This is a genomic window from Streptomyces sp. NBRC 110611, from assembly GCF_001590865.1.
GTDB lineage: Bacteria > Actinomycetota > Actinomycetes > Streptomycetales > Streptomycetaceae > Streptomyces.
This window is the reverse complement of sequence record NZ_BBUY01000004.1, coordinates 486020-506751: the sequence shown is the minus strand read 5'-3', so window position 1 is coordinate 506751 and position 20732 is coordinate 486020. Positions and strand designations below refer to the sequence as shown.

12 protein-coding genes are annotated in these 20732 nt (G+C 72.5%); 6 read left to right on the top strand and 6 right to left on the bottom strand.

Annotated features, from left to right (window positions below):
* Both AZE13_RS13090 and AZE13_RS13085 read right to left on the bottom strand, forming a co-directional pair.
* Positions 1 to 201, bottom strand: a 201-nt coding sequence (locus AZE13_RS13090) for a TetR/AcrR family transcriptional regulator (protein WP_147264659.1), incomplete at its 3' end; no start/stop codon positions are given.
* Positions 198 to 1370 (bottom strand): FAD-dependent oxidoreductase, encoded by a 1173-nt coding sequence (locus AZE13_RS13085; protein ID WP_066930557.1) that lies wholly within the window; start codon positions 1368 to 1370, stop codon positions 198 to 200. The genes AZE13_RS13085 and AZE13_RS13090, both read right to left, overlap by 4 nt.
* A 267-nt stretch (positions 1371 to 1637) precedes the next feature.
* On the opposite strand from AZE13_RS13085, the gene AZE13_RS13080 reads away from it, so the two are divergent.
* Positions 1638 to 5951, top strand: a complete 4314-nt coding sequence (locus AZE13_RS13080) for a bifunctional nitrate reductase/sulfite reductase flavoprotein subunit alpha (protein WP_066930556.1) — start codon at positions 1638 to 1640, stop codon at positions 5949 to 5951.
* Between the two features lie 107 nt (positions 5952 to 6058).
* Here AZE13_RS13080 and AZE13_RS13075 read toward each other — a convergent pair whose 3' ends face one another.
* On the bottom strand, positions 6059 to 6718 hold the full coding sequence (locus tag AZE13_RS13075) for an endonuclease (protein WP_066930555.1): 660 nt from the start codon (positions 6716 to 6718) through the stop codon (positions 6059 to 6061).
* Positions 6719 to 6890: 172 nt separating this feature from the next.
* On the opposite strand from AZE13_RS13075, the gene AZE13_RS13070 reads away from it, so the two are divergent.
* Positions 6891 to 7841 carry a Ku protein gene (locus AZE13_RS13070; protein WP_066930663.1) on the top strand — a complete coding sequence of 317 codons (951 nt, stop codon included), beginning with the start codon at positions 6891 to 6893 and terminating at the stop codon, positions 7839 to 7841.
* A 61-nt stretch (positions 7842 to 7902) separates the two neighbouring features.
* Here AZE13_RS13070 and AZE13_RS13065 read toward each other — a convergent pair whose 3' ends face one another.
* Both AZE13_RS13065 and AZE13_RS35590 read right to left on the bottom strand, forming a co-directional pair.
* Positions 7903 to 9465, bottom strand: coding sequence for an alpha/beta hydrolase (locus AZE13_RS13065; protein ID WP_258527781.1), 1563 nt, complete (start codon positions 9463 to 9465; stop codon positions 7903 to 7905).
* A gap of 136 nt (positions 9466 to 9601) precedes the next feature.
* A complete protein-coding gene (locus AZE13_RS35590) occupies positions 9602 to 9775 on the bottom strand; it encodes a CsbD family protein (RefSeq protein ID WP_107288326.1) in 174 nt (57 codons plus the stop codon).
* Between the two features lie 366 nt (positions 9776 to 10141).
* Here AZE13_RS35590 and AZE13_RS13060 point away from each other — a divergent pair, with 366 nt between their 5' ends.
* From AZE13_RS13060 to kdpB, 3 genes are all read left to right on the top strand, one after another.
* Complete coding sequence (locus AZE13_RS13060; RefSeq protein ID WP_066930553.1) at positions 10142 to 12265, top strand: SpoIIE family protein phosphatase; 2124 nt, start codon at positions 10142 to 10144, stop codon at positions 12263 to 12265.
* Positions 12266 to 12641: 376 nt separating this feature from the next.
* The gene (locus AZE13_RS13055) at positions 12642 to 13991 is read left to right on the top strand and encodes a hypothetical protein (RefSeq protein ID WP_066930552.1); all 1350 of its coding nucleotides are present in this window, start codon (positions 12642 to 12644) and stop codon (positions 13989 to 13991) included.
* Positions 13992 to 14345: 354 nt separating this feature from the next.
* Entirely contained in the window at positions 14346 to 16520 is a 2175-nt protein-coding gene (gene kdpB, locus AZE13_RS13050) for a potassium-transporting ATPase subunit KdpB (protein WP_066930551.1), read from the top strand.
* 112 nt (positions 16521 to 16632) lie between these two features.
* On the opposite strand, the gene AZE13_RS13045 is transcribed toward kdpB, so the two are convergent.
* Entirely contained in the window at positions 16633 to 18078 is a 1446-nt protein-coding gene (locus AZE13_RS13045; RefSeq protein WP_066930550.1) for a glyceraldehyde-3-phosphate dehydrogenase, read from the bottom strand.
* An 898-nt stretch (positions 18079 to 18976) separates the two neighbouring features.
* Between AZE13_RS13045 and AZE13_RS13040 the strand changes: the two genes are divergently transcribed.
* Complete coding sequence (locus tag AZE13_RS13040) at positions 18977 to 20689, top strand: M48 family metalloprotease (protein WP_066930549.1); 1713 nt, start codon at positions 18977 to 18979, stop codon at positions 20687 to 20689.
* Positions 20690 to 20732 lie beyond the last annotated feature (43 nt).

Genomic DNA, 20732 nt, shown 5'->3' with positions numbered 1-20732 from the left:
GAACACCAGGGCCTCCTTGCCGGAGAAGTGCTTGAACAGCGTGGTCACCGAGACGTCCGCGGCCTCGGCCACGTCCTTGACGCTCACCCCGTCGTAACCGCGCTCCAGAAACAGCCGGAGGGCGGCGTCGGCCAGCGCCTTGCGGGTCTGCGCCTTCTTGCGTTCCCGGCGGCCGGGCGCCGGCTCGTTCGCGGTGGTCACGTCCCGTCGTCCTGTCCATACATCCGGCGCATATGGCGCAGGATGCCCTGCGGGGCGTCGGGGGCGAGGGCGGTGGCCAGACCGCGGGCGGCGCCCTCGGCCGCCTCGGCGGAGCGGGGCAGCATCACCCCTTCATACGCCCGCACCGCCTCGTCCGGGTCGACGTGCCCGGCGAGGGCCTGGGCCAGTTCGGCGCCGTCGAGCATGGCGAGGTTGGCGCCCATGCCGGAGAACGGGCTCATCAGGTGCGCGGCGTCACCGAGCAGGGTCAGGCCCGGGGTGTGGGTCCAGGTGTGCGGCACGGGCAGCGCGAACAGCGGCCGGTCGACGAACCCGCCGTCGTTCTCCCGCAGCAGTGCCAGCAGCCGGTCGTCCCACCCGGCGAACCCGGCGAGCAGGGCGGCCCGCACCGCCTCGGTGTCGTCCGTCCGCACCCCGGCCTCCAGCGCCCAGTCCGGTGAGCCGCGGAACGCGACATAGGCGCGGAGGTGGCCGTGGCTGGTGCGCTGGGCGATCAGCGCCCGGCCGGCGGAGGCCGCCATCATGGTGCCGTCGCCGACGAGCCGGGCGAGGTCCGGGTGGCGGGCGTCCGCGTCGTCGAAGCCGCACTCGACGAAGGTGACGCCGGTGTAGTGCGGGGTGGCGTCGGAGAGCAGCGGCCGCACCCGGGACCAGGCGCCGTCGGCCCCGATGACCAGGTCGAAGGTCTCGGTGTGGCCGTCGTCGAACTCGGCTCGGTGCCGGCCGTCGCCGAGCGGGTGCAGGGTGCGCAGGAAGTGGCCCCAGCGGACCGTCGCGGGAGCGAGGGAGTGCAGCAGCAGATGGCGCAGCTGCGCCCGGTCGATCTCGGTGCGGCCGGCCGCTCCGTCCGCGGGGGCGTGCCGGAAGAGCAGTGTGGCGGTGTGGTCGAGCAGCCGCATCTCCTGCCCTTCGGGCCGGGCGAGGGCGGTGAATGCGTCGTGCAGACCGGCCGCTCTCAGGGCCGCCTGACCAGTCGTCAGATGCAGGTCGAGTGTGCCGCCCTGCGGACGGGCGTCGGCGGAGGCCTCCTGGTCGAAGACGGTGACCGGTACGCCGTTCCGCTGGAGCACCCGGGCGCAGGTCAGGCCGCCGGGGCCGGCACCGATGATCGCGATGCGGGGTGGGGTGCGGGGTGGGGTGGGGTTCATGCTCCTCAGAAAAGCACAGCGGCTTGCAAAGTACAACGACTACACTTTGCGAATCGCTCAACCGAACGGAACCGGGGCATCGCCGCCCCGCCCCTCCGTCCGGGCCCGAGCAGCCGGTTCTCACGGGACGCCGGGCGGCACTGTGTGGCCGCCGTAACGCCTCCTGATCGCTTGATGTGACACCTGGTTAACGGGCCATTCATAAGGTCGGAGCCAGGGCCTGTCCGCGGGGTCAGGGCCCGGCACCGACCACGAAAGGGCCCGCTCGTGATCGCACCGGAATCGCCGGCAGAGCGCACCACGCAGGTACGGACGGCGTGCTCGTACTGCGGTGTCGGCTGCGGGATGGTCCTCGACATCACGACGGACGGCCAGGGGCGGCGGACCGTCCGTAAGGCCACCGGGGACAAGGCGCACCCGGCGAACCGCGGCCGGCTGTGCACCAAGGGCGCGACCAGCGCCGAGCTGTTCACCGCACCGGGGCGGCTGGCGAGTGCCCTGGTACGCGCGGACCGCGGCGACGAGCCGGCGGCCACCGCGATGGAGACCGCGGTCGAGCAGACCGCCGCGCGGCTGCGGGAGATCGTCGACGAGCACGGACCCGACGCCCTCGCCCTGTACGTGTCCGGACAGCTGACGCTGGAGGCCCAGTACCTGGCCAACAAGCTCGCCAAGGGCTTTGTCCGCACCCGGCACATCGAGTCCAACTCCCGGCTGTGCATGGCCAGCGCGGGCAGCGGCTACAAGCTGTCGCTGGGCGCCGACGGCCCGCCCGGCTCGTACCAGGACTTCGAGCACGCCGACGTGTTCCTCGTCATCGGCTCCAACATGGCCGACTGCCACCCGATCCTCTTCCTGCGGATGATGGAGCGGGTGAAGGCCGGCGCCAAGCTGATCGTGGTCGATCCGCGGCGCACCGCCACCGCGGCCAAGGCGGACCTCTTCCTCCAGATCGCGCCGGGTACGGACCTGGCGCTGCTGAACGGGCTGCTGCGGCTGCTGGCCGACGACGGCCGGACCGACGCGGAGTTCATCGCCGAGTTCACCGAGGGGTGGGAGGCGATGCCGGAGTTCCTCGCGGACTATCCGCCGGACACGGTCTCGCGGATCACCGGGATCCCGGAGGCGGAGCTGCGCCGGGCCGCCGAGTGGATCGGTACCGCGGGCGCCTGGATGAGCTGCTGGACGATGGGGCTGAACCAGAGCACCCACGGCACCTGGAACACCAACGCGCTGATCAACCTGCATCTGGCGACCGGCGCGATCTGCCGCCCGGGCAGCGGCCCGTTCTCGCTCACCGGCCAGCCCAATGCGATGGGCGGCCGCGAGATGGGCTACATGGGGCCGGGGCTGCCCGGTCAGCGGTCGGCGCTGGTGGCCGGGGACCGCGCGTTCACCGAGGAGCTGTGGGGGCTGCCGGCCGGGACGCTGCGGGCGGACGACGGGGGCCAGGGCACCGTCGAGATGTTCCGGCGGATGGCGGACGGGGACATCAAGGCGTGCTGGATCATCTGCACCAACCCCGTCGCCTCGGTCGCCAACCGCCGGACGGTCATCGAGGGCCTGGAGGCCGCAGAGTTCGTGGTGGCGCAGGACATCTTCGCCGAAACCGAGACCAACGCCTACGCGGACGTGGTGCTGCCGGCCGCCATGTGGGCCGAGTCCGAGGGCGTGATGGTCAACTCGGAGCGCAATCTCACCCTGGTGCGGCAGGCCGCCGATCCGCCCGGCGAGGCCTGGCCGGACTGGCGGATCATCGCGCGGATCGCCTGCGAGATGGGGTACGAGGACGCCTTCGGCTATACGAGCGCGGAGGAGATATTCGAGGAGATCACGCGCGCCTGGAACCCGAAGACGGGCTACGACCTGCGCGGGGTGACCTATGAGCGGCTGCGGAGCACTCCGGTGCAGTGGCCCAGCGCGGCCGTCGACGGACCGGACCGCAACCCGGTGCGGTACCTCAACGACGGCGTCAGTCAGGAGCCGGCGGTGCGGGCGGACGGCTCCCGGCCCCGGCTGGCGTTCCCCACCGCGAGCGGGCGCGCCGCGTTCTTCGCCCGGCCGCACCTCCTGCCGGCCGAGATGCCGGACGACGACTTCCCGTATCTGCTCAACACCGGGCGGCTGCCGCACCAGTGGCACACCCTGACCAAGACCGGCAAGGTCGCCAAGCTGGGCAGGCTCGACCCGGAGCCGTTCGTGGAGATCCATCCGCGGGACGCCGAGGCGCTGGGCATCGTGGCGGGCGACGCGGTGGAGGTGGCCTCGCGGCGCGGACGGGCCGTACTGCCCGCGGTGCTCACCGACCGGGTACGGCCGGGCGACTGCTTCGCCCCGTTCCACTGGAACGACCTGTTCGGCGAGTACCTCAGCGTCAACGCGGTGACCCATGACGCGGTCGACCCGGTCTCCTTCCAGCCCGGGTTCAAGGCGTGCGCGGTCTCGCTGGCCCGGGTCGCGGGGGACATCTCGGGCACCGGGGGCGGCGGCACGGCGGCGTACACCGGCGAGGCTCCTCCCGGGACGGGTACGGGGCTCGGCGGCGGGGGCGGCACGGTGGCGCTGCTCGCCGAGGTGTTCGGGATACCCGACACCGCACCGCCGGCGCTGACCGGTCCCGAGCACCGCTATCTGTCCGGCTTCCTCGCCGGGCTGCGCTCCGGGACCGCCGTCGGCACCCCCGTCCTGCCCGCCCACGCGCCGTTCCGGCCGGAGAGCGCGCTGTGGGTGAACGGGGTGCTGGCCGGGATGTTCTCACGGAGCACCGACGCCCGGCCCGTGCCCGAGGATTACCCGGCCGGCCCCGTCACCGAGGCGGCCGGTGACGCCGGTGACGCCGGTGCCCGTACGGTCCTCGTGCTGTGGGCCTCGCAGACCGGCAACGCGGAGGAGGTCGCCGCCGACGCGGCCCGGCGGCTGAAGGGCAGCGGACGGGACGCGCGGCTGCTGAGCATGGACAGCGTGCCGCCCACCCTGCCGCGCACCGCCGACCTGCTGATCGTCACCAGCACCTTCGGCGACGGCGACGCCCCCGACAACGGGGCGGAGTTCTGGGCGACGCTCAACGCACCGGACACCCCGCGGCTGGAGGGGGTGCGCTACTCCGTGCTGGCGCTGGGCGACTCCTCGTACGACGACTTCTGCGGCCACGGCCGACGGCTCGATGCCCGGCTCGCCGAGCTGGGCGCGGTGCGGCTGGTGCCACGCACGGACTGCGAGCCGGACTACGAGCAGCCGGCGGGGCAGTGGCTGGAACGGGTGCTGAGGGCGCTGGAGGAGGCCGGGACGGAGCCGGCCGGGACAGAGTTGGCGGGTACGGAGCCGGCCGGTATGGAGTTGGCGGGTACGGAGCCGGATGGTGCGGAGTCGGCCGGCGAGGGCCCCGACGGCCCCGCGGGTACGGGTACGGCGGCCGCGGCGCCCACTCCGCCCCCGCCGACGCCCCCGGCGCGCCCGTCGAAGGCCGCCCCGGCCACCGCCCGGCTCATCGGCAACCAGCTGCTGAGCCGTCCCGGCGCGACCAAAGAAGTGCGCCGGTTCACCTTCGACACCCGTGACGCCACGGACACCCCGCTGGCCTACGAGGCGGGCGACGCGCTGGGCGTATGGCCCCGGAACTGCCCGGAGCTGGTGGCCGAGTGGCTGGCCGTCACCGGCCTCGACCCGGCCGCCACCCTCACCCTCACCGGCCTGGGCGAGGTACCGCTCGGTGCCGCGCTGCACCGCCATCTCGACATCACCCGGATCACACCGGGTCTGCTCCGGATGGTGGCCGAACGGACCGGTGACCGGGTCCTCAGGAAACTGCTGCGGCCGGGCAACAAGGGCGAGTTCGCGCAGTGGGCATGGGGCCGGCAGGCGGTCGACATGCTCACCGAGCACCCGGTGCGGGCCGAGGCGGCGGAGTGGGCCGAAGCCCTCCCCCGACTGCAGCCCCGGCTGTACTCCATATCGTCGAGCCCGCTGACCGCCCCGGGGCAGATCACCCTGACGGTCTCGGTCGTCCGGTACGAGAACCGGTTCGGCCGCCCGCGCAAGGGCGTGGCCTCCGCCTTCCTGGCCGACGCCGGGCCCGGCAGCCCGGTGCCGGTCTTCGTCCAGCGCACCACCCACTTCCGGCCGCCGGCCGACCCGGCCACCCCGATGGTGATGGTGGGGCCCGGCACCGGCATCGCCCCCTTCCTCGGATTCCTCGATGAACGGGGCGCCCGCGGCCACCACGCCCCCAACTGGCTCTTCTTCGGTGAGCAGCGCCGCGCCACGGACTTCTACTACGAGGACGAACTCGGCCGGTTCCGCCGGGACGGGCTGCTCACCCGGCTGGACACGGCGTTCTCCCGCGATCAGCGCGCCAAGGTCTATGTGCAGGACCGGATGCGGGAGCACGGCGCGCAGCTGTGGTCCTGGCTGCGGGACGGTGCCCACTTCTATGTGTGCGGCGACGCGTCCCGGATGGCCAAGGACGTCGACCACGCACTGCGCGAGATCGCGGTCGTGCACGGCGGGCTGACGGAGGACGCGGCCGCCGGCTACGTCAAGCAGCTCGCGGCCGACAAGAGGTACGTCCGCGATGTGTACTGAAAACTGAGGACTGACGACTGAGAACTGAGAGATGTGTACGGAGAACGGAAAACGGAGAGGCGTACGGCTGAGAGGTGGCGGAAGAGATGTGGTGCCCCGGCAGGGGCTCAGGCGTGCGCCACCTCCAGCACGTCGTCCACAACGGACCGCTCCAGCGCCGCGCGCACCAGCCCCGAGGCGAAGGCCGCCTGGTCGTCCTCGCCGACCAGCCGCGCCAGCTGCCCGGCCGCCGTCGGCAGGCCCAGCCGCTCGGCACCCTGCACGGCCTTGGCATCGAGGTACGGCGCGAGTTCGGTCCATACGCCCTGCACCTCGCGGAGGAAGATGTGCGCACCGGCGGGCCCGATGCCCGGCACCTCCCGCAGCGCGGCACGCAGTGCGGCGGCATCGCCGCCCGCCGCGTCCCGCATCCGCCGCAGATCGCCGTCGTAGTGGTCCAGCAGCAGTCGCGCACCGTCACCGAGCTGGGTGGCGGTCCGCTCGTCATAGCGCCGGTAACCGCCCTCCCCCAGCGCGTCGACCCGCTGCTGCCAGCTCGCCTCCGTCATCCGCCGCGGGGTGCGCATTCCCGCGTCGAAGAGCGCCCGGGCCGCCGCCACCGCCACCGAGGCGCGGATGCGCGCGCTGAGCAGACCGGCCAGTACCAGCACTTGGTAGAGCGGTTGCGGGGTGTTGCCCAGCCGGATTCCGGCCTGCGCGGCATAGGTCGTGCCATGCCGGTCCAGGAGCCTGCGGGCGATGGCCCGCTGTCCGCCGTTTCCCGTCATGCGGTGTCCTCCGTCCTTCCGGCCGACTCTTCTCTTCCCCACCTTCCCCACCCTCATCGTCTTCCCCGCCCTGCCCGCCTCGTCGCGGAATGTGCGGATTTCATCCCCGGATGTACGGTATGCCCGCCCCGCCTACCATGGAGCCGAATGGCTACCGATGAAGGCGGCATCCATGCGCCCCACGGCGAAGTTCTCGATCAGCTTCGGCCTGGTCACGATCCCGGTCGCCGCGTACAACGCCACCGACAGCTCCGCGGCGGTCAGCTTCGTACGGATCCACACCGCCGACGGCGGCCGGGTCCGTAACCAGCCCGTGTGCTCACTGGACGGCGCCGAGATCCCGCCGGACGAGATCGGCCGCGGCTACCGGCCCGGCGACGGCGACACCGTCGTCCCGCTGACCGACGAGGACCTGGAAGCGCTGCCGCTCCCGACCGCCAAGACGCTGACGATCCTGGCCTTCGTGGCCGGCGGCGACATCGACCCCCTGCAGATGGGCAAGGGGTACTACCTGGGCATCGACACCCCCGCCGCGCTCAAGCCGTACGTGCTGCTGCGCGATGCCATGGAACGGCATCAGCGGGTCGGGCTCGGCAAGATCGCGCTGCACGGGCGGGAGACGCTGGCCATGATCCGCCCGATGGAGGGCGCGCTGGTGATGCAGGTGCTGCTCTGGCCGCACCAGATCCGCCCGATGGACGGGGTACTGCCCGAGCCGGCGGCGGAGGTCGCCGACCAGGAGGTGGCGGCCGCCGAGGCGCTGATGGACTCCTTCGGCGAACTGTCCGAGGACGATGTGCACGATCACTACCGCGAGGCGGTCGAGGAGCTGGTGGCGGCGAAGCTGGCGCACCGCGAGCCGGAGTTCGCGGCCGGTGAGGCGCGGCCCGCCGGTGAGGTGAGGGACCTGATGGCGGCCTTGCAGGACAGCGTCCGCGCGGCCAAGCGGTCCCGTGGCGAGGACGAGGAAGGCAAGGGGGCCGAGCGGACCCCGGCTCCGGCGAAGAAGGGCACCCGCACCCGGAAGAAGGCCACTGCGGGGAAGACGGCCGCCCGGAAGACGACCGCGGAGAAACCGCCCTCGAAGCGCACCACGAGCCGGGGCCGACGGCGGGCCGGCTGAGACCGGGGACCCGGCGGCACCCGGCGGGACCCGCCGCGCGCTCAGCCGCAGGGCCGCGCACTCAGCCGCAGGAAGTCCCCTTCTCCGGCATCCTGCCGTCCAGCAGGAAGCCGTTCACATACCCCTGGATGCAGAAGTCCCCCGTGGTGTAAGCGGCGTGCCCCTCACCGCGGTAGGTCAGGACGACGCTGGAGTTGCCCAGTGCCCGGGCCATGTGGAAGGCGCCCTGGTACGGCGTCGCCGGGTCGTTGGTGGTCGCGACCAGCAGCAGGGGCGGGGCGTGCGGCGCCGAGACGTCACGGGAGGTGTCGTCGCCCGCGACGGGCCAGCCATGGCAGTCCAGCAGGGTCGGGGCGATCTCCGGGCCGAACAGCGGGGAGGCCCGGGTGAGTTCGCGCCGCGCCCTCGGGTAGTCGTCGGCGTCGTACCGTTCCGAGGTGTCGCGGCAGGAGATCGCCCGCAGGGCCAGCTGGTCCTGCGGCGGCAGCTCGTCCCGCGGCGGCAGCTGCTCCCGCCCGGCTCCACGGGAGACGTCGCGACCGGCGCGGCCGGCATCGCCGCCTTTGCTGAGCCGGAGGATCCCGGCGGCGTCGCCGCTCCGCAGCTGCGCCAGCGCCTGCCGCAGCACCGGCCAGTCGCTCCTGCGGTACAGGGCCTCGCGCAGGGCGTAGACATAGGTCGCCTGGTCGACGGTCTCCCCCGTCACCTTCATCGGTGTCGCACTCAACTTCCGGTACCACGCGAGCAGTTGATCCTGCGCCCGCTTGGCGTCCGTGCCCAGCGGGCAGCCCTTCTCCCGGACGCATGCGGCGGCGAAGTCGTCCAGCGCCCGCTGGAAGCCCCGGGCCTGGGCGAGCGCGGTCTGCCAGGTGTTCTTGGTCGGATCCTCGACGCTGTCCAGCACCATCCGGCCGGTCTTGTCCGGGAATTGACGGGCGTAGACCGCGCCGAGCCTGGTGCCGTACGAGAATCCCAGGTAGTTGAGCTTGCGGTCGTGGACCGCGGCGCGCAGCACGTCCATGTCCCGTGCGACATCGGGGGTCCCGACCCAAGGCAGCAACCCGCCGGAGTGCCGCCCGCAGGCGTCGTTGATGCGCTTCTCCTTCGCGGCGAGAGTGTCGTCCGCGGCGCCCCCGGGAGGCGGGGCGAGCGTGCTGCCGCAGGAGACGGGTTCGGTACGGCCGGTGCCGCGCGGGTCGAAGCTGACGAGGTCGTAGCGCTGGCCCAGCCGGGCGAACGCACTGGCGCTGCCGATCAGGTAGTTCACTCCGGAAGCGCCCGGCCCGCCCGGATTGAGCACCAGCGAACCGAGCCGTTCGCCGGGACCGGTCGCGCGCAGCCGGACCAGCTGGACCCGTATCACGCCGCGCCCGGGGTGGGCGTAGTCGCGCGGCACCGCCATCCGGGCGCACTCGGTCCGCTGCCGGCCGCCGGGCGGCTCCCTGGCGCCCGGGGTGCTCCCCGCACGGTTCCGCAGGTCCTGGCCGCACGGCGCCCAGGGGAGCCGCTGCTGGTAGAAGCGGGCGAGGGCGGGGTCATCGGCGCCCGAGGCGACCGGAGTTCCGGCACCGGCAGCGGTTCCCCCGCCGGCGCCGGGCGGCATCGCCAGCACCGCCACGGCCATCAGCACCGAGGCCGCTCCATGCCGCCGAACACGCCGTACTCCCCCAGCTCCCACACGAGACGGCGCACGGCGTGTTCGCGGCATATCTCGAGCCTAGGGCCTGTCCGATGGGTCGGCGCTTCAGCCAGTACTGCGGTCAGTGCTTCAGTGAACGCTTGCCCCGCTCCACCGCCTGCTTCACTCGGTCCTTGGCCTGTTCGGCCCTGCCCTTCCACTCATGGCCGGCCTCACCGAAGGTCTTGCCGGTGGTCTCCTTGACCTTCCCTTCGACCGTCTCGCGGAGGTCCTTGGCTTTCTTCCCGAATCTCATGTCCTGCTCCTGTGGTGCAGAAACGATGCGGAAACGACATGCCGTGCGCCACGTCGAGCACACCCATATCGCCGTCGAGCACACGCATATAGCCGACATTTGCATCGTATACGGCATAAATATTCACTTTACGCAATAGAACGGTGTAATTCACACCATCCCAGCCGCACCATATCCGGCACCCGGCACCGGCACCGGCCCCCGGCACCCGCATGCCACGGCCCAGCGAGCGGCGTAACGTCGGCACTACCCGCGGGAGGGCCGACGGGCCGGAGTGGTCTCGATGGCACGACGACAGATGTCACGACGACAGCGGTGTGCGCGACAACAGCGGTGTGCGCGACGACAGCGGTGTGCGGGTACGCCATGAACGGCGAGGCCGGTTCCCGCGCCGTGGACCGCGCACTGCTCGCGGCGATCCGGGAGACCGGGGCGTCCGCCGCCGGGCTGTACGTGCTGGCGCCCGACGAGCCGGTGCTGCAGCTGACCGTCGTGAGCGGCCTGCCGGCACCGTTCATGGCCCCCTGGCGCCGGGTCGCCCTGGCCGCCCCGGTCCCGGTCGCGGTCGCGACGCGCCGGCGGCAGCTGGTGTGGACGGCCGGCCATCAGCAGATGGCCCGGGACTTCCCCCGTACGGCGGTGGCGGTCCCGTACGACTTCTCGCTGGCCGCGGCGCCGATCACGGACGGTACCGGCAGCCGGGGCGCCCTTCTGCTGCTGTGGCCCGCCGACCACGCATCGCAGCTGTCGGCGGACGAGCGGGCGGCGGTGGACAAGGCCTGCCGTGAGCTGGCGGCCGCGCTGGCGCGGAGCCCGCTGCCGGACGGCCACGCCCCGCCCACCGAGACCCCGCGCACCCTGCCGCAGCCGCCCGTGCGGGCCCCGGACCCCGAGGAGGCGCTGGCCGCGGTCGACTTTCTGGAACGGCTGCCGGGTGGCTGCTGCGCCATGACTCTGGACGGCCGGATCGCCCTGGTCACGACCGGTGCGGCGGAGCTGCTCGGCGAGCCGGCGGACCGGCTGATCGGCTCCCGGCTCTGGGACGTCCTGCCGTGGCTGCGCGGTCCGGTCTTCGAGGACCGCTACCGCGCCGCGGTGATCAGCCGCCGTCCGGTGGCGGTCACCGCCTGCCGCGCACCGAACCAGTGGCTCGCCTTCCGGCTGTTCCCGGACGGCCGGGGCCTGAGCGTGTGGATCAGCCCGGCCGACAAGGACTACGGCCCGGTGGTGCCCGATCCCGCCGAGGGCGAGGCCGTGCCCGTACGGGCCGGGCAGATCTACCACGTACTGCACCTGGCCGCCGCGCTCACCGAGGCGGTGGACACCCAGGACGTCGTCCATCTCGTCGCCGACCAGATCGTGCCGGCGTTCGGCGCCCAGGGCATGATCATGTACGCGGCGGAGGGCGGCCGGCTGCGGACCATCGGCTACCGCGGCTACTCCGCGAACGTCGTCGCGCACTTCGAAGGTGTCGCCCTCAGCTCCGCCAACAGCCCGGCCGTGCACGCCCTGTCCACCGGCGAGCCCAGCTTCTTCTCCTCGCCCGAGGAGATGGAGACCGACTACCCCGGCCTGCCGCGGCTGACCGGCAAGGCGGCGCGGGCCGTCCTGCCACTGATCGTCTCCGGCCGCCCGGTCGGCTGCTGCATCCTGTCGTACACCCGGCCGCGCACCTTCAGCCGGGAGGAGCGCCAGGTCCTCACCTCACTCGCCGGGCTGATCGCCCAGGCGCTGGACCGGGCCCGCCTCTACGACGCCAAGCAGCAGCTCGCCCACGACCTCCAGGCCGGGCTGCTGCCGCACAGCCTGCCCTCGGTGCCCGGTCTCGCCGTCGCCGCCCGCTACCTGCCGTCGGCCCGCGGGATGGACATCGGCGGCGACTTCTACGACCTGATCCGCCTCGACGAGCGGAGCGTCGCCGCCGTCATCGGCGACGTCCAGGGCCACAACGCGCGGGCCGCCGCCCTCATGGGCCAGGCCCGCACCGCCGTGCACGCCCACGCGACCGCGGGCGCCGCGCCGGGCGAGGTGCTGGCCCGCACCAACCGGCTGCTGACCGACCTGGACCCGGACCTGTTCACCAGCTGTCTCTACGTGCACATCGACCTGCGCACCTGGCGGGCGTGCCTGGCCAGCGCCGGCCACCCGCCCCCGATCCTGCGCCACCCCGACGGCCCCACCACCGTCCTGGACGTACCCCCCGGCCTCCTCCTGGGCATCGACCCCGAAGCCCGGTACGACGCCACGGAGATCGCGCTGCCGCCGGATTCCATGCTCGCCCTCTACACCGACGGCCTGGTCGAAACCCCCGGTGTCGACCTGGAACACTCCGTGGCCGACCTCGCCCGCCGGCTGCACGCCGCACCGCGCCAGAGCCCCGACCGTGTCGCCGACATACTCCTCAAGAACCGCCACGCCGACATGGACCGCCAGGACGACGTGGCCCTCATGCTCCTGACCGCCCACCCGGCCGACCGGGTCCGCTCCTGACGGCTCGTCGGCCTGACGACGCCTCGTCGCCTGACGGGACCGGGTGACGGTGGCCGGAAAGCCTCCCTGGCCACCGCGGCGGCATAGCCACGTCCGCGGCTTGACGGAACCATGAATCCTGTGAAGTAGCACGCCCGGCCGAGGCAGCGGCACACCCGGCCGAGGAGACAAGCCCCCCATCCATCGAACCGGCCCTGACGCCCTGACGCTCTCACGCCATGACGCCCCACGCCCTGACGCTCTCACGACCTGATGCCCGTACGTCCTGATGCCCGTACGTCCTGACGCCCGTACGTCCTGACGCCCTCACCTGCACTCAACTCCCGTTCATATCCGGGAAGTTCCGGCTCCCCCCTCCGGGAAGGCTTGATGGATCATGAAGCCCAGGCGTCCCCCCAACCGTGTACTCGCCGCCCTGCTGGCCGAGGCCGACTGGTCCGCCGGCGACCTCGCCCGCGCCGTCAACGCCCTGGGCACGGCCCGGGGAATGCCGCTGCGCTACGACCGGACCTCCGTGGCCCACTGGCTCCGGGGCTCGCGCCCCCGCGGACCCGTCGCCGAACTGGTGGCGCGGGCGCTGGGCCGCCGGCTCGGCCGTCCGCTGACCCCCGCGGACACCGGGCTCGGCGAGCCGGGCGAATCCACCGACGCGGTGGCCGCGGTGCTGCTGAGCGACGATCCGGTGCGGCGGCTCACCACCCTCTGCCGGGCGGACGCCGACCCCGCCCGACGGGCCCGCCTGGCCCGTTCGGTCGTCTCCGCCCCGCCTCCCGTGCTCAGCCGCTGGGAGACGCCGCCCCCGTCCCTGCCGCGGTCCCCCGGCACCGGGCGACAGGCGTCCCTCACCGACGCGGCACGGCTGGAGACCATGGCCTCGTACAGCGCCGTGATGAGCGAGAAGTACGGCGGCGCCCACGGGCGAGCGGCGCTGGCCCTCTACCTGTCCGGGGACGTGATGCCGCTGATCGTCGCACCGGCCCCGCTGCCGGTCCGGCGGGCGCTGCTCACCGGTGCCGCCCATCTGACACTGCTGCTCGCCGCCAAGACGTCCGATGTCGGCCATGCCGCCCTCGCCCAGCACTACTACACCGTGGCTCTCGGGCTCGCCCACGCGGCGGAGGACCGCGGCTCCTTCGCCATCACCCTGCGCTGCCTGAGCACCCAGGCCCTCCGGCTGGGCGAACCCCGCCAGGCCCTCGCCCTCGGCGAGACGGCGCTGTCCGTCGCCGGCTCGGCCGTTCCGTCCGCCACGCGCGCCTTTCTGCACGCGGGCCGGGCCGTCGCCCTGGCCGCCGCCGGCCGGAACCGGCACTGCGCGCGGGACCTGATAGCGGCCGAGCACCACCTCGCCCGGGCGACCGGCCCGGACGGCCCCTTCACCAGCTATCCGCAGACCGCGCTGCGCTACCAGCGGGCGGAGGCGCTGGCGCGCCTGGGCGACCACCGAGGTGCGGCGGCCGAGCTACGGCACTCGCTGGCCGTCCGGCCCCCCACCCACCACAAGGCCCACGCTCTGCTGCACGCCCGGCTCGCCCATGCCCTGCTGGCCGGGAACGAGGTGGAGGCGGCGGTCGACCACTGCTTCCACGCCCTCCGGCACTGCCAGCAGCTCGCCACGGGATCCGTGCACGGCGTCCTCCCCCGCCTGGTCCAACGGCTCGCTCCCTACGAGAGAACTCCCCGGGTCAGGGAGTTCCGGGAGCGGCTGCGCGCGATGCCCCGGTGACGCGCGGTGCCCTGGTGACACATGATGCCCCGGTGAGCGGCCCGGGGGTGGCGCCGGACCGGGACGGGCGCGCAGCAGCATCGCCAGGTCGAAAGGGTCGGTCACAGCTCTATAGGTGTATTCCGGCGCCGCGGTCCAACCTCCCGCACACCCGCCCAGCCACCGGCTTCACCCGAAGGGATGTCAGGAAGCCGTCAGGGTCCGTGCTCGCCGCGTAAGGGAAGCGCCAACCAGCCGCAGCAACGGTACGCGGCGGCATTTCGATGGAGCTCCCGTCCCCGTCCCCAAGGTCACCCGGCCGTCCGCCGCAGGCAGCAGGCCGTACGCCCCGAAGGTCTCGCAGAAGGTCTCCGCATGGCTCCCGCCTCCCACGCCCCGACGGCAACGACGACACCGGTGACCGGGCCGGCCGCCGCCGCTCCCCCTGGCGCCCCGGCTCCCGGTGACCGGCGACGGCGGAAGCCGGGCGGGCTCTTCGACCCGAAGGTGCTGCTGACCTCGCTCCCCGAGGCGCTGCGCAAGCTGCACCCGCGGGCGCTGGCGAAGAACCCCGTGCTGTTCGTCGTGGCCTGCGGATCGCTGCTCACCACGCTCTCCGCCCTGCTCAACCCGTCCGTGTTCACCTGGGTGATCAGTTGCTGGCTCTGGCTGACGGTGATCTTCGCCAACCTCGCCGAGGCGGTCGCCGAGGGCCGCGGCAAGGCCCAGGCCGCATCGCTGCGCAGGGCCCGTACGGACATCACCGCCCGCCGGCTGCGGGACAACTGGCGGGTCGGCCTCGACCTCACCGGCGCGCGGACCGAGGCCGTCGCCGCCACCGACCTTCAGGTGTTCGACTTCGTCGTGGTCGGGGCCGGCGAGGTGATCCCCGCGGACGGCGAGGTGGTCGAGGGGGTGGCGGCGGTCGACGAGTCGGCCGTCACCGGTGAGTCCGCGCCCGTCATCCGCGAATCGGGTGGCGACCGCTCCGGCGTCACCGGCGGCACCACGATGCTGTCGGACCGCCTGGTCGTCCGTATCACCTCGCGTCCCGGGCAGTCCTTCCTGGACCGGATGATCGCCCTGGTCGAGGGCGCGACCCGGCAGCGGACCCCGAACGAGATCGCGCTGCACATCCTGCTCGCCGCGCTCACCATCGTCTTCGTCCTGGTCGTCATCACCGTGCAGCCGATGGCCTCCTACGCCGGCGCGGCCCAGCAGACGGCGGTACTGGTGGCGCTCCTCGTCACGCTCATCCCCACCACGATCGGCGCGCTGCTCTCCGCGATCGGCATCGCGGGGATGGACCGCCTGGTCCAGCGCAACGTCCTGGCCATGTCGGGCCGCGCGGTCGAGGCCGCCGGCGACATCAACACCCTCCTGCTCGACAATACCGGCACCATCACCCTCGGCAACCGTGCGGCGGTCGCCTTCGTCCCGATGCCCGGCATCGACGAACTGCAGCTCGCGGACGCCGCCCAGCTCTCCTCACTCGCCGACGAGACGCCCGAGGGCCGTTCCGTCGTCATCCTGGCCAAGCAGACGTACGGACTGCGCGCGCCCGCCGAAGGGGAGCTGCGGCACGCCGAGTACATCGACTTCAGCGCACAGTCCCGGATGAGCGGCGTCGATCTGCACTGGGCGGACGGCACGGGGTGCGCGATCCGCAAGGGCGCGGCGGCGCAGGTCATCGAGTGGGTGGCCGGCCGCGGCGGCCCTGTGCCGTCCGAGGCCCGGATGTTCACCGACGCCATCGCGGCCTCCGGCGGCACCCCGCTGCTGGTCGCGGTGCACGACCGGTACGGACCGCGGGTGCTGGGCGTCATCCACCTCAAGGACGTCATCAAGGACGGTATCCGCGAACGCTTCGCCGAACTGCGCCGGATGGGCATCAGAACCGTCATGATCACGGGTGACAACCCGCTCACGGCCAAGGCCATCGCCCAGGAGGCCGGTGTGGACGACTACCTCGCCGAGGCCACTCCCGAGGACAAACTCGCCCTGATCGCCCAGGAACAGGAGGGCGGCAAGCTCGTCGCGATGACCGGTGACGGCACCAACGACGCCCCCGCCCTCGCCCAGGCGGACGTCGGCGTCGCCATGAACACCGGCACCTCCGCCGCCAAGGAGGCCGGCAACATGGTCGACCTCGACTCCAACCCCACCAAACTCATCGAGATCGTGGAGATCGGCAAGCAACTCCTGATCACCCGGGGGGCGTTGACGACGTTCTCCATCACCAACGACGTCGCCAAGTACTTCGCCATCATCCCGACGATGTTCGCCGGCGCCTATCCGGGCCTGGCCGACCTGAACATCATGGGCCTGCACAGCCCGACCTCCGCCATCACCTCCGCGATCATCTTCAACGCGCTCATCATCGTCGCCCTGATCCCGCTGGCCCTCCGCGGCGTCCGCTACACGCCGTCCTCCGCCCACGATCTGCTTCGCCGCAACCTCACCCGCTACGGCCTCGGCGGCCTGATCGCCCCCTTCATCGGCATCAAGCTCATCGACGTCCTGGTCTGCCAGATCCCGGGCCTGGGCTGACCGGACGGCCGCCCGGCGCACACACGCGCCGGGCGGCCGTCGGTTCGGGCGGGCGGGCGATCGGCCGTCAGGACCGCCGAGGCCAGGCCGTCAGACCGCCGGAGCCGGGCCGTCAGACCGCCGGGGCCGGGTAGGTCGGGTACTCCACCCCGGAGACGTGCTGGACGACCCGGATGACCTGGCAGGAGTAGCCGAACTCGTTGTCGTACCAGAGGTAGAGGATGGCGTTGTCGCCCTCCACCTTGGTGGCGCCAGCGTCGACGATCGAGGCGTGGCGCGAGCCGATGAAGTCGTTCGAGACCGCGTCGGGGGCGCTGGTGAAGTCGATCTGGCGCCGGAGCGGCGAGGTCAGCGACACCTCACGGAGGTGCTCGACGACCTCCTCGCGGGTGGTCTCGCGCGCGAGCTGCAGGTTGAGGATCGCGATCGAGACGTCCGGCACGGGGACGCGGATCGAACTGCCGGTGATCTTCGCCTTCAGGTCGGGCAGCGCCTTCGCGACGGCGGAGGCGGCACCGGTCTCGGTGATGACCATGTTGAGCGGCGCCGAGCGGCCACGGCGGTCGGACTTGTGGTAATTGTCCAGCAGGTTCTGGTCGTTGGTGAACGAGTGGACGGTCTCCACGTGGCCGCGCAGGACCCCGTACTCGTCCGCCATCGCCTTCAGCGGCGGGACGATCGCGTTGGTGGTGCAGGACGCGCAGGACAGGATCTGCTCGTCCGGCTTGAGCATGTCGTGGTTGACGCCGTGGACGATGTTGGGCACATCACCCTTGCCGGGCGCGGTCAGGACGACCTTGGCGATGCCGGGCCGCAGATGCTTCGACAGACCCTCGCGGTCGCGCCACTTGCCGGTGTTGTCGATGAGGATGGCGTCGTTGATCCCGTACGCCGTGTAGTCGACCTCCGTCGGGTCGTTGGCGTAGATCACCTTGATCTCGTTGCCGTTGGCGATGATCGTGCTGTTCGCCTCGTCGACGGTGATCGTGCCCTGGAACTGGCCGTGGATGGAGTCGCGGCGCAGCAGCGAGGCGCGCTTGACGATGTCCTGATCGCCGCCCCCGCGCACGACGAGGGCACGCAGCCGCAGCCCGTTGCCGGAGCCGGCCTTCTCTATGAGCAGGCGGGCGACGAGGCGGCCGATGCGGCCGAACCCGTAGAGGACGACATCGCGGGGCGCGCGGCACTCGATCTTGTTGGCACCCGTGGCGCCGGCGACGGCCTCGGCGGTGAACTCCGCCACCGACAGACCGCGGTCGTCGGCCTTGTACGTCGCGGCGAGCATGCCGATGTCGATCTGGGAAGGGCCGAGGTCGAGCGCGGTGAGCGCCTGCAGGAAGGGCAGCGTCTCGGTGACCGAGAGCTCCTCGCCGGCGATCTGCCGGGCGAACCGGTGGGTCTTCAGGATGCTGACCACCGACTTGTTCACCAAGGAGCGGCTGTGCAGCAGGACGGTCACGTCCCGCTCGCGGTGCAGCTTCCCGATGATGGGGATCATCGACTCCGCGATCTCCTCGCGGCTCTTCCAATTGGCGAACGTGTCCTCGTTGACAGTCACAGGCTTCTCTTTCGAGCTAGGGAGCGCTCACATGCTAACCCGACACGTTTTCGCCCCCTCAGACGGTGCCGCCGGTCAGGATCAGTCCGGTCGGGATCAGTCCGGTCAGGGTCAGTCAGGGGGCTCCTCCGGCACCGGGGGCTCTTCCGGCTCCGTGTCCGGCGGCTCCCGGGGCTCCGGTGGCTCCGCTGGTCCCGGTGGCTCCAGCGGCCCGGGCTCCTCCGGGGCGGGCACGGTCGGACCGGGATCGCGTGGCACGGGGTGCGGCTCACTGGGCACGGGCCCCGGCCCGTTGGGGATCGGCTCGGCACTCATCTCGACCCTCCCTCTCCTCCATGGTGCGCGCGGTCACCACGGTGCGCGCGCCGACCTGGAGTTGGGGAGCGGTCCGCACCCCCACCGCCGGGACACCCGGCACCCGGCGCCCGTCGCCCGTCGCGGACCGGTCAAGGAGGCCCCGCGGTCACCCGAACCCGGCTACCGTGAGCGCATGAGCAGTCATGACGGTGATCACGTCAACCGAATCCTCACGGCTGCGACCAAGCGGCGCGACGGCAAGCCCGTCACCTGCGATCGCTGCGGTACGCCCCTGTTGTTCACCGGGCGAGAACGCCCGGGCACCGGAACGACACCCATAGTGATCATCGCCGGCCACTGCCCGAACAGCGAATGCTCCGAGCCGGAAGGCCCACAGCGACTCCCGTCGGCGGAGTAGGCGAGAGCGAGAGACGGCGGGCAGCGGGCAGCAGGGAGCAAGCAGTAGGCGGTGGACAGCAGACGGTAAGCGGAGGGGGCGCCTGGAGCACGGCCCCTGGCGAAATTGACCCGGGTCGCCGCCCGAGTCGCACATATGATCCTCCTGCACGATTTTTTCCTGTATGTGGGGGGACTCTGCCCTGTGGGCACATCTCTGCGCGCGCTGCGCGCACTTGTCCTGCTGGCCGGCTTCTATCTGCTCGTCCTCGCCGTGCTCGGCGTGCTCGTCGGAGCCGTCGTCGCGGCCTGGATCTGGGCATCGCTCGCGGTCGCGCTCAAGGTGGGCGTCGTCGTCGCCCTGCTGGGATTCCCGCTCCTGCGAGGCGTCTTCGCGCTCGGCGCGTCCGAGCGGGGCGGGGTGGCAGGACTGCCGGTCACCGAGGATGAACAGCCTGAACTGTGGCGCGCCGTCCGCTCGCTGGCCGAACGGTCCGGCACTCGGGCTCCCGACGAGATCGTCCTGATCGGCGAGGTGAACGCGGCGGTGTCCGAGGACTCCCGCCTGCTGGGTCTGCTGCCCGGCAGGCGCCGCCTGTACGTCGGTGTGCCGTTGCTGATCGGCCTGACCGAACCTCAGCTGCACTCCATCCTCGTCCATGAACTCGGCCACTACGGCAACGCGGACACCCGACTCGCCGGTATCACCCTGCGCGGCCGCGACTGTGTGCTGCGGACCGTGGAGGCGTTCCGGGAGCGGGAGCGGCACCGGATCGACAAGGCGCGGTCCCGGCAGGAGAAGGCGGCCGCGAAGGCGGTGCAGAGGGGCAAGCCGACCAAGGAGGTGAACACCCGCGGTGCCGGGTTCGGCTACCGGGTGATGGGCAGGCCGTTCCAGGCCTACGCGCGGTTCTATCTGCGGGCCACACACAGCGTCGGCCGGCAGCAGGAACTCGCCGCGGACCGGGTGGCGGCCACCGTCGCAGGCCGGGACGCCACCGCCTCGGCGCTGCGGGAGACCGCGGTCCTCGACGCCGCCCACGACTTCTACCTGGCCCGGTACGCCATGGTGGGGGTCCAGGCCGGCCTCCTCCCGCCGCGCGGTGAGCTCTTCGGCGGCCTGCGGCATCTGCTCACCGACCCGGAGCGGCGCTCCGGCCTGGCGGAGATGCGCGACGAGCTGCCGCCCGACGAGGCATCCCCGTACGACTCGCACCCTCCGGTGGCCGAGCGGGTCCGGCTGATCGAGGCGCTCCCGGACGACGGCCTTGCGGCGCCCCCGTCGCGACCTGCGCTGGCGCTGCTGTGCGACGCCGAGCAGGTGCTGAGGGAGCTGGAGGCCGTCGTCCTCACGCCGGAGGCCCAGGAGATGGAACGGGTGGACTGGCCGGAGCTGACGCACCGGGCGATGCACACGCTGGCGGAGTCGGCCGCGGAGCCGCTGCGGACGGCGCTGGCCTCGGAGGGGAGACCTGTGGGGACACCGGCGGGGATGCCGGCCGGGACGCCGCCCTGCACGCCGGCGGGGGCGTCTTCGGCCGGCGCTTCGGCGGACCTGACGGCTCTGCTGGACGCCACCGACGAGGGGCGGCTGTGGCTGATCGCGGACCGCCTGCCCAAGTCGCCGGAGGCGGCGCGGGCGAGTGGCCGGGCGGCCCGGGAGTTCCTGCGGCCGGCACTGGAGTCGGGGATGGACCGGCTGACGGAGCTGGCGCTGGTGGAGCGGGCCGGGGCGCGCTGGGCGCTGTCCTGGTCCGAGCGGGCGCGGCTGCGGCTGCCGGGGGACGAGGACGTCGAGGAGGCGCTGACCGCGGCGGTACGGGCGGCTTCCGCCGCCGAACCGGACACCGGCCCGCTCCGCGCCCTTCTCGCCCACCTGCCCCAGGCTGCCGCGCCCCCGGACCGGCGCGCCTCCTGACCACCCCCGCGCCCCGCCCCCGCGCTGCTCCTGCCTCTCCCCC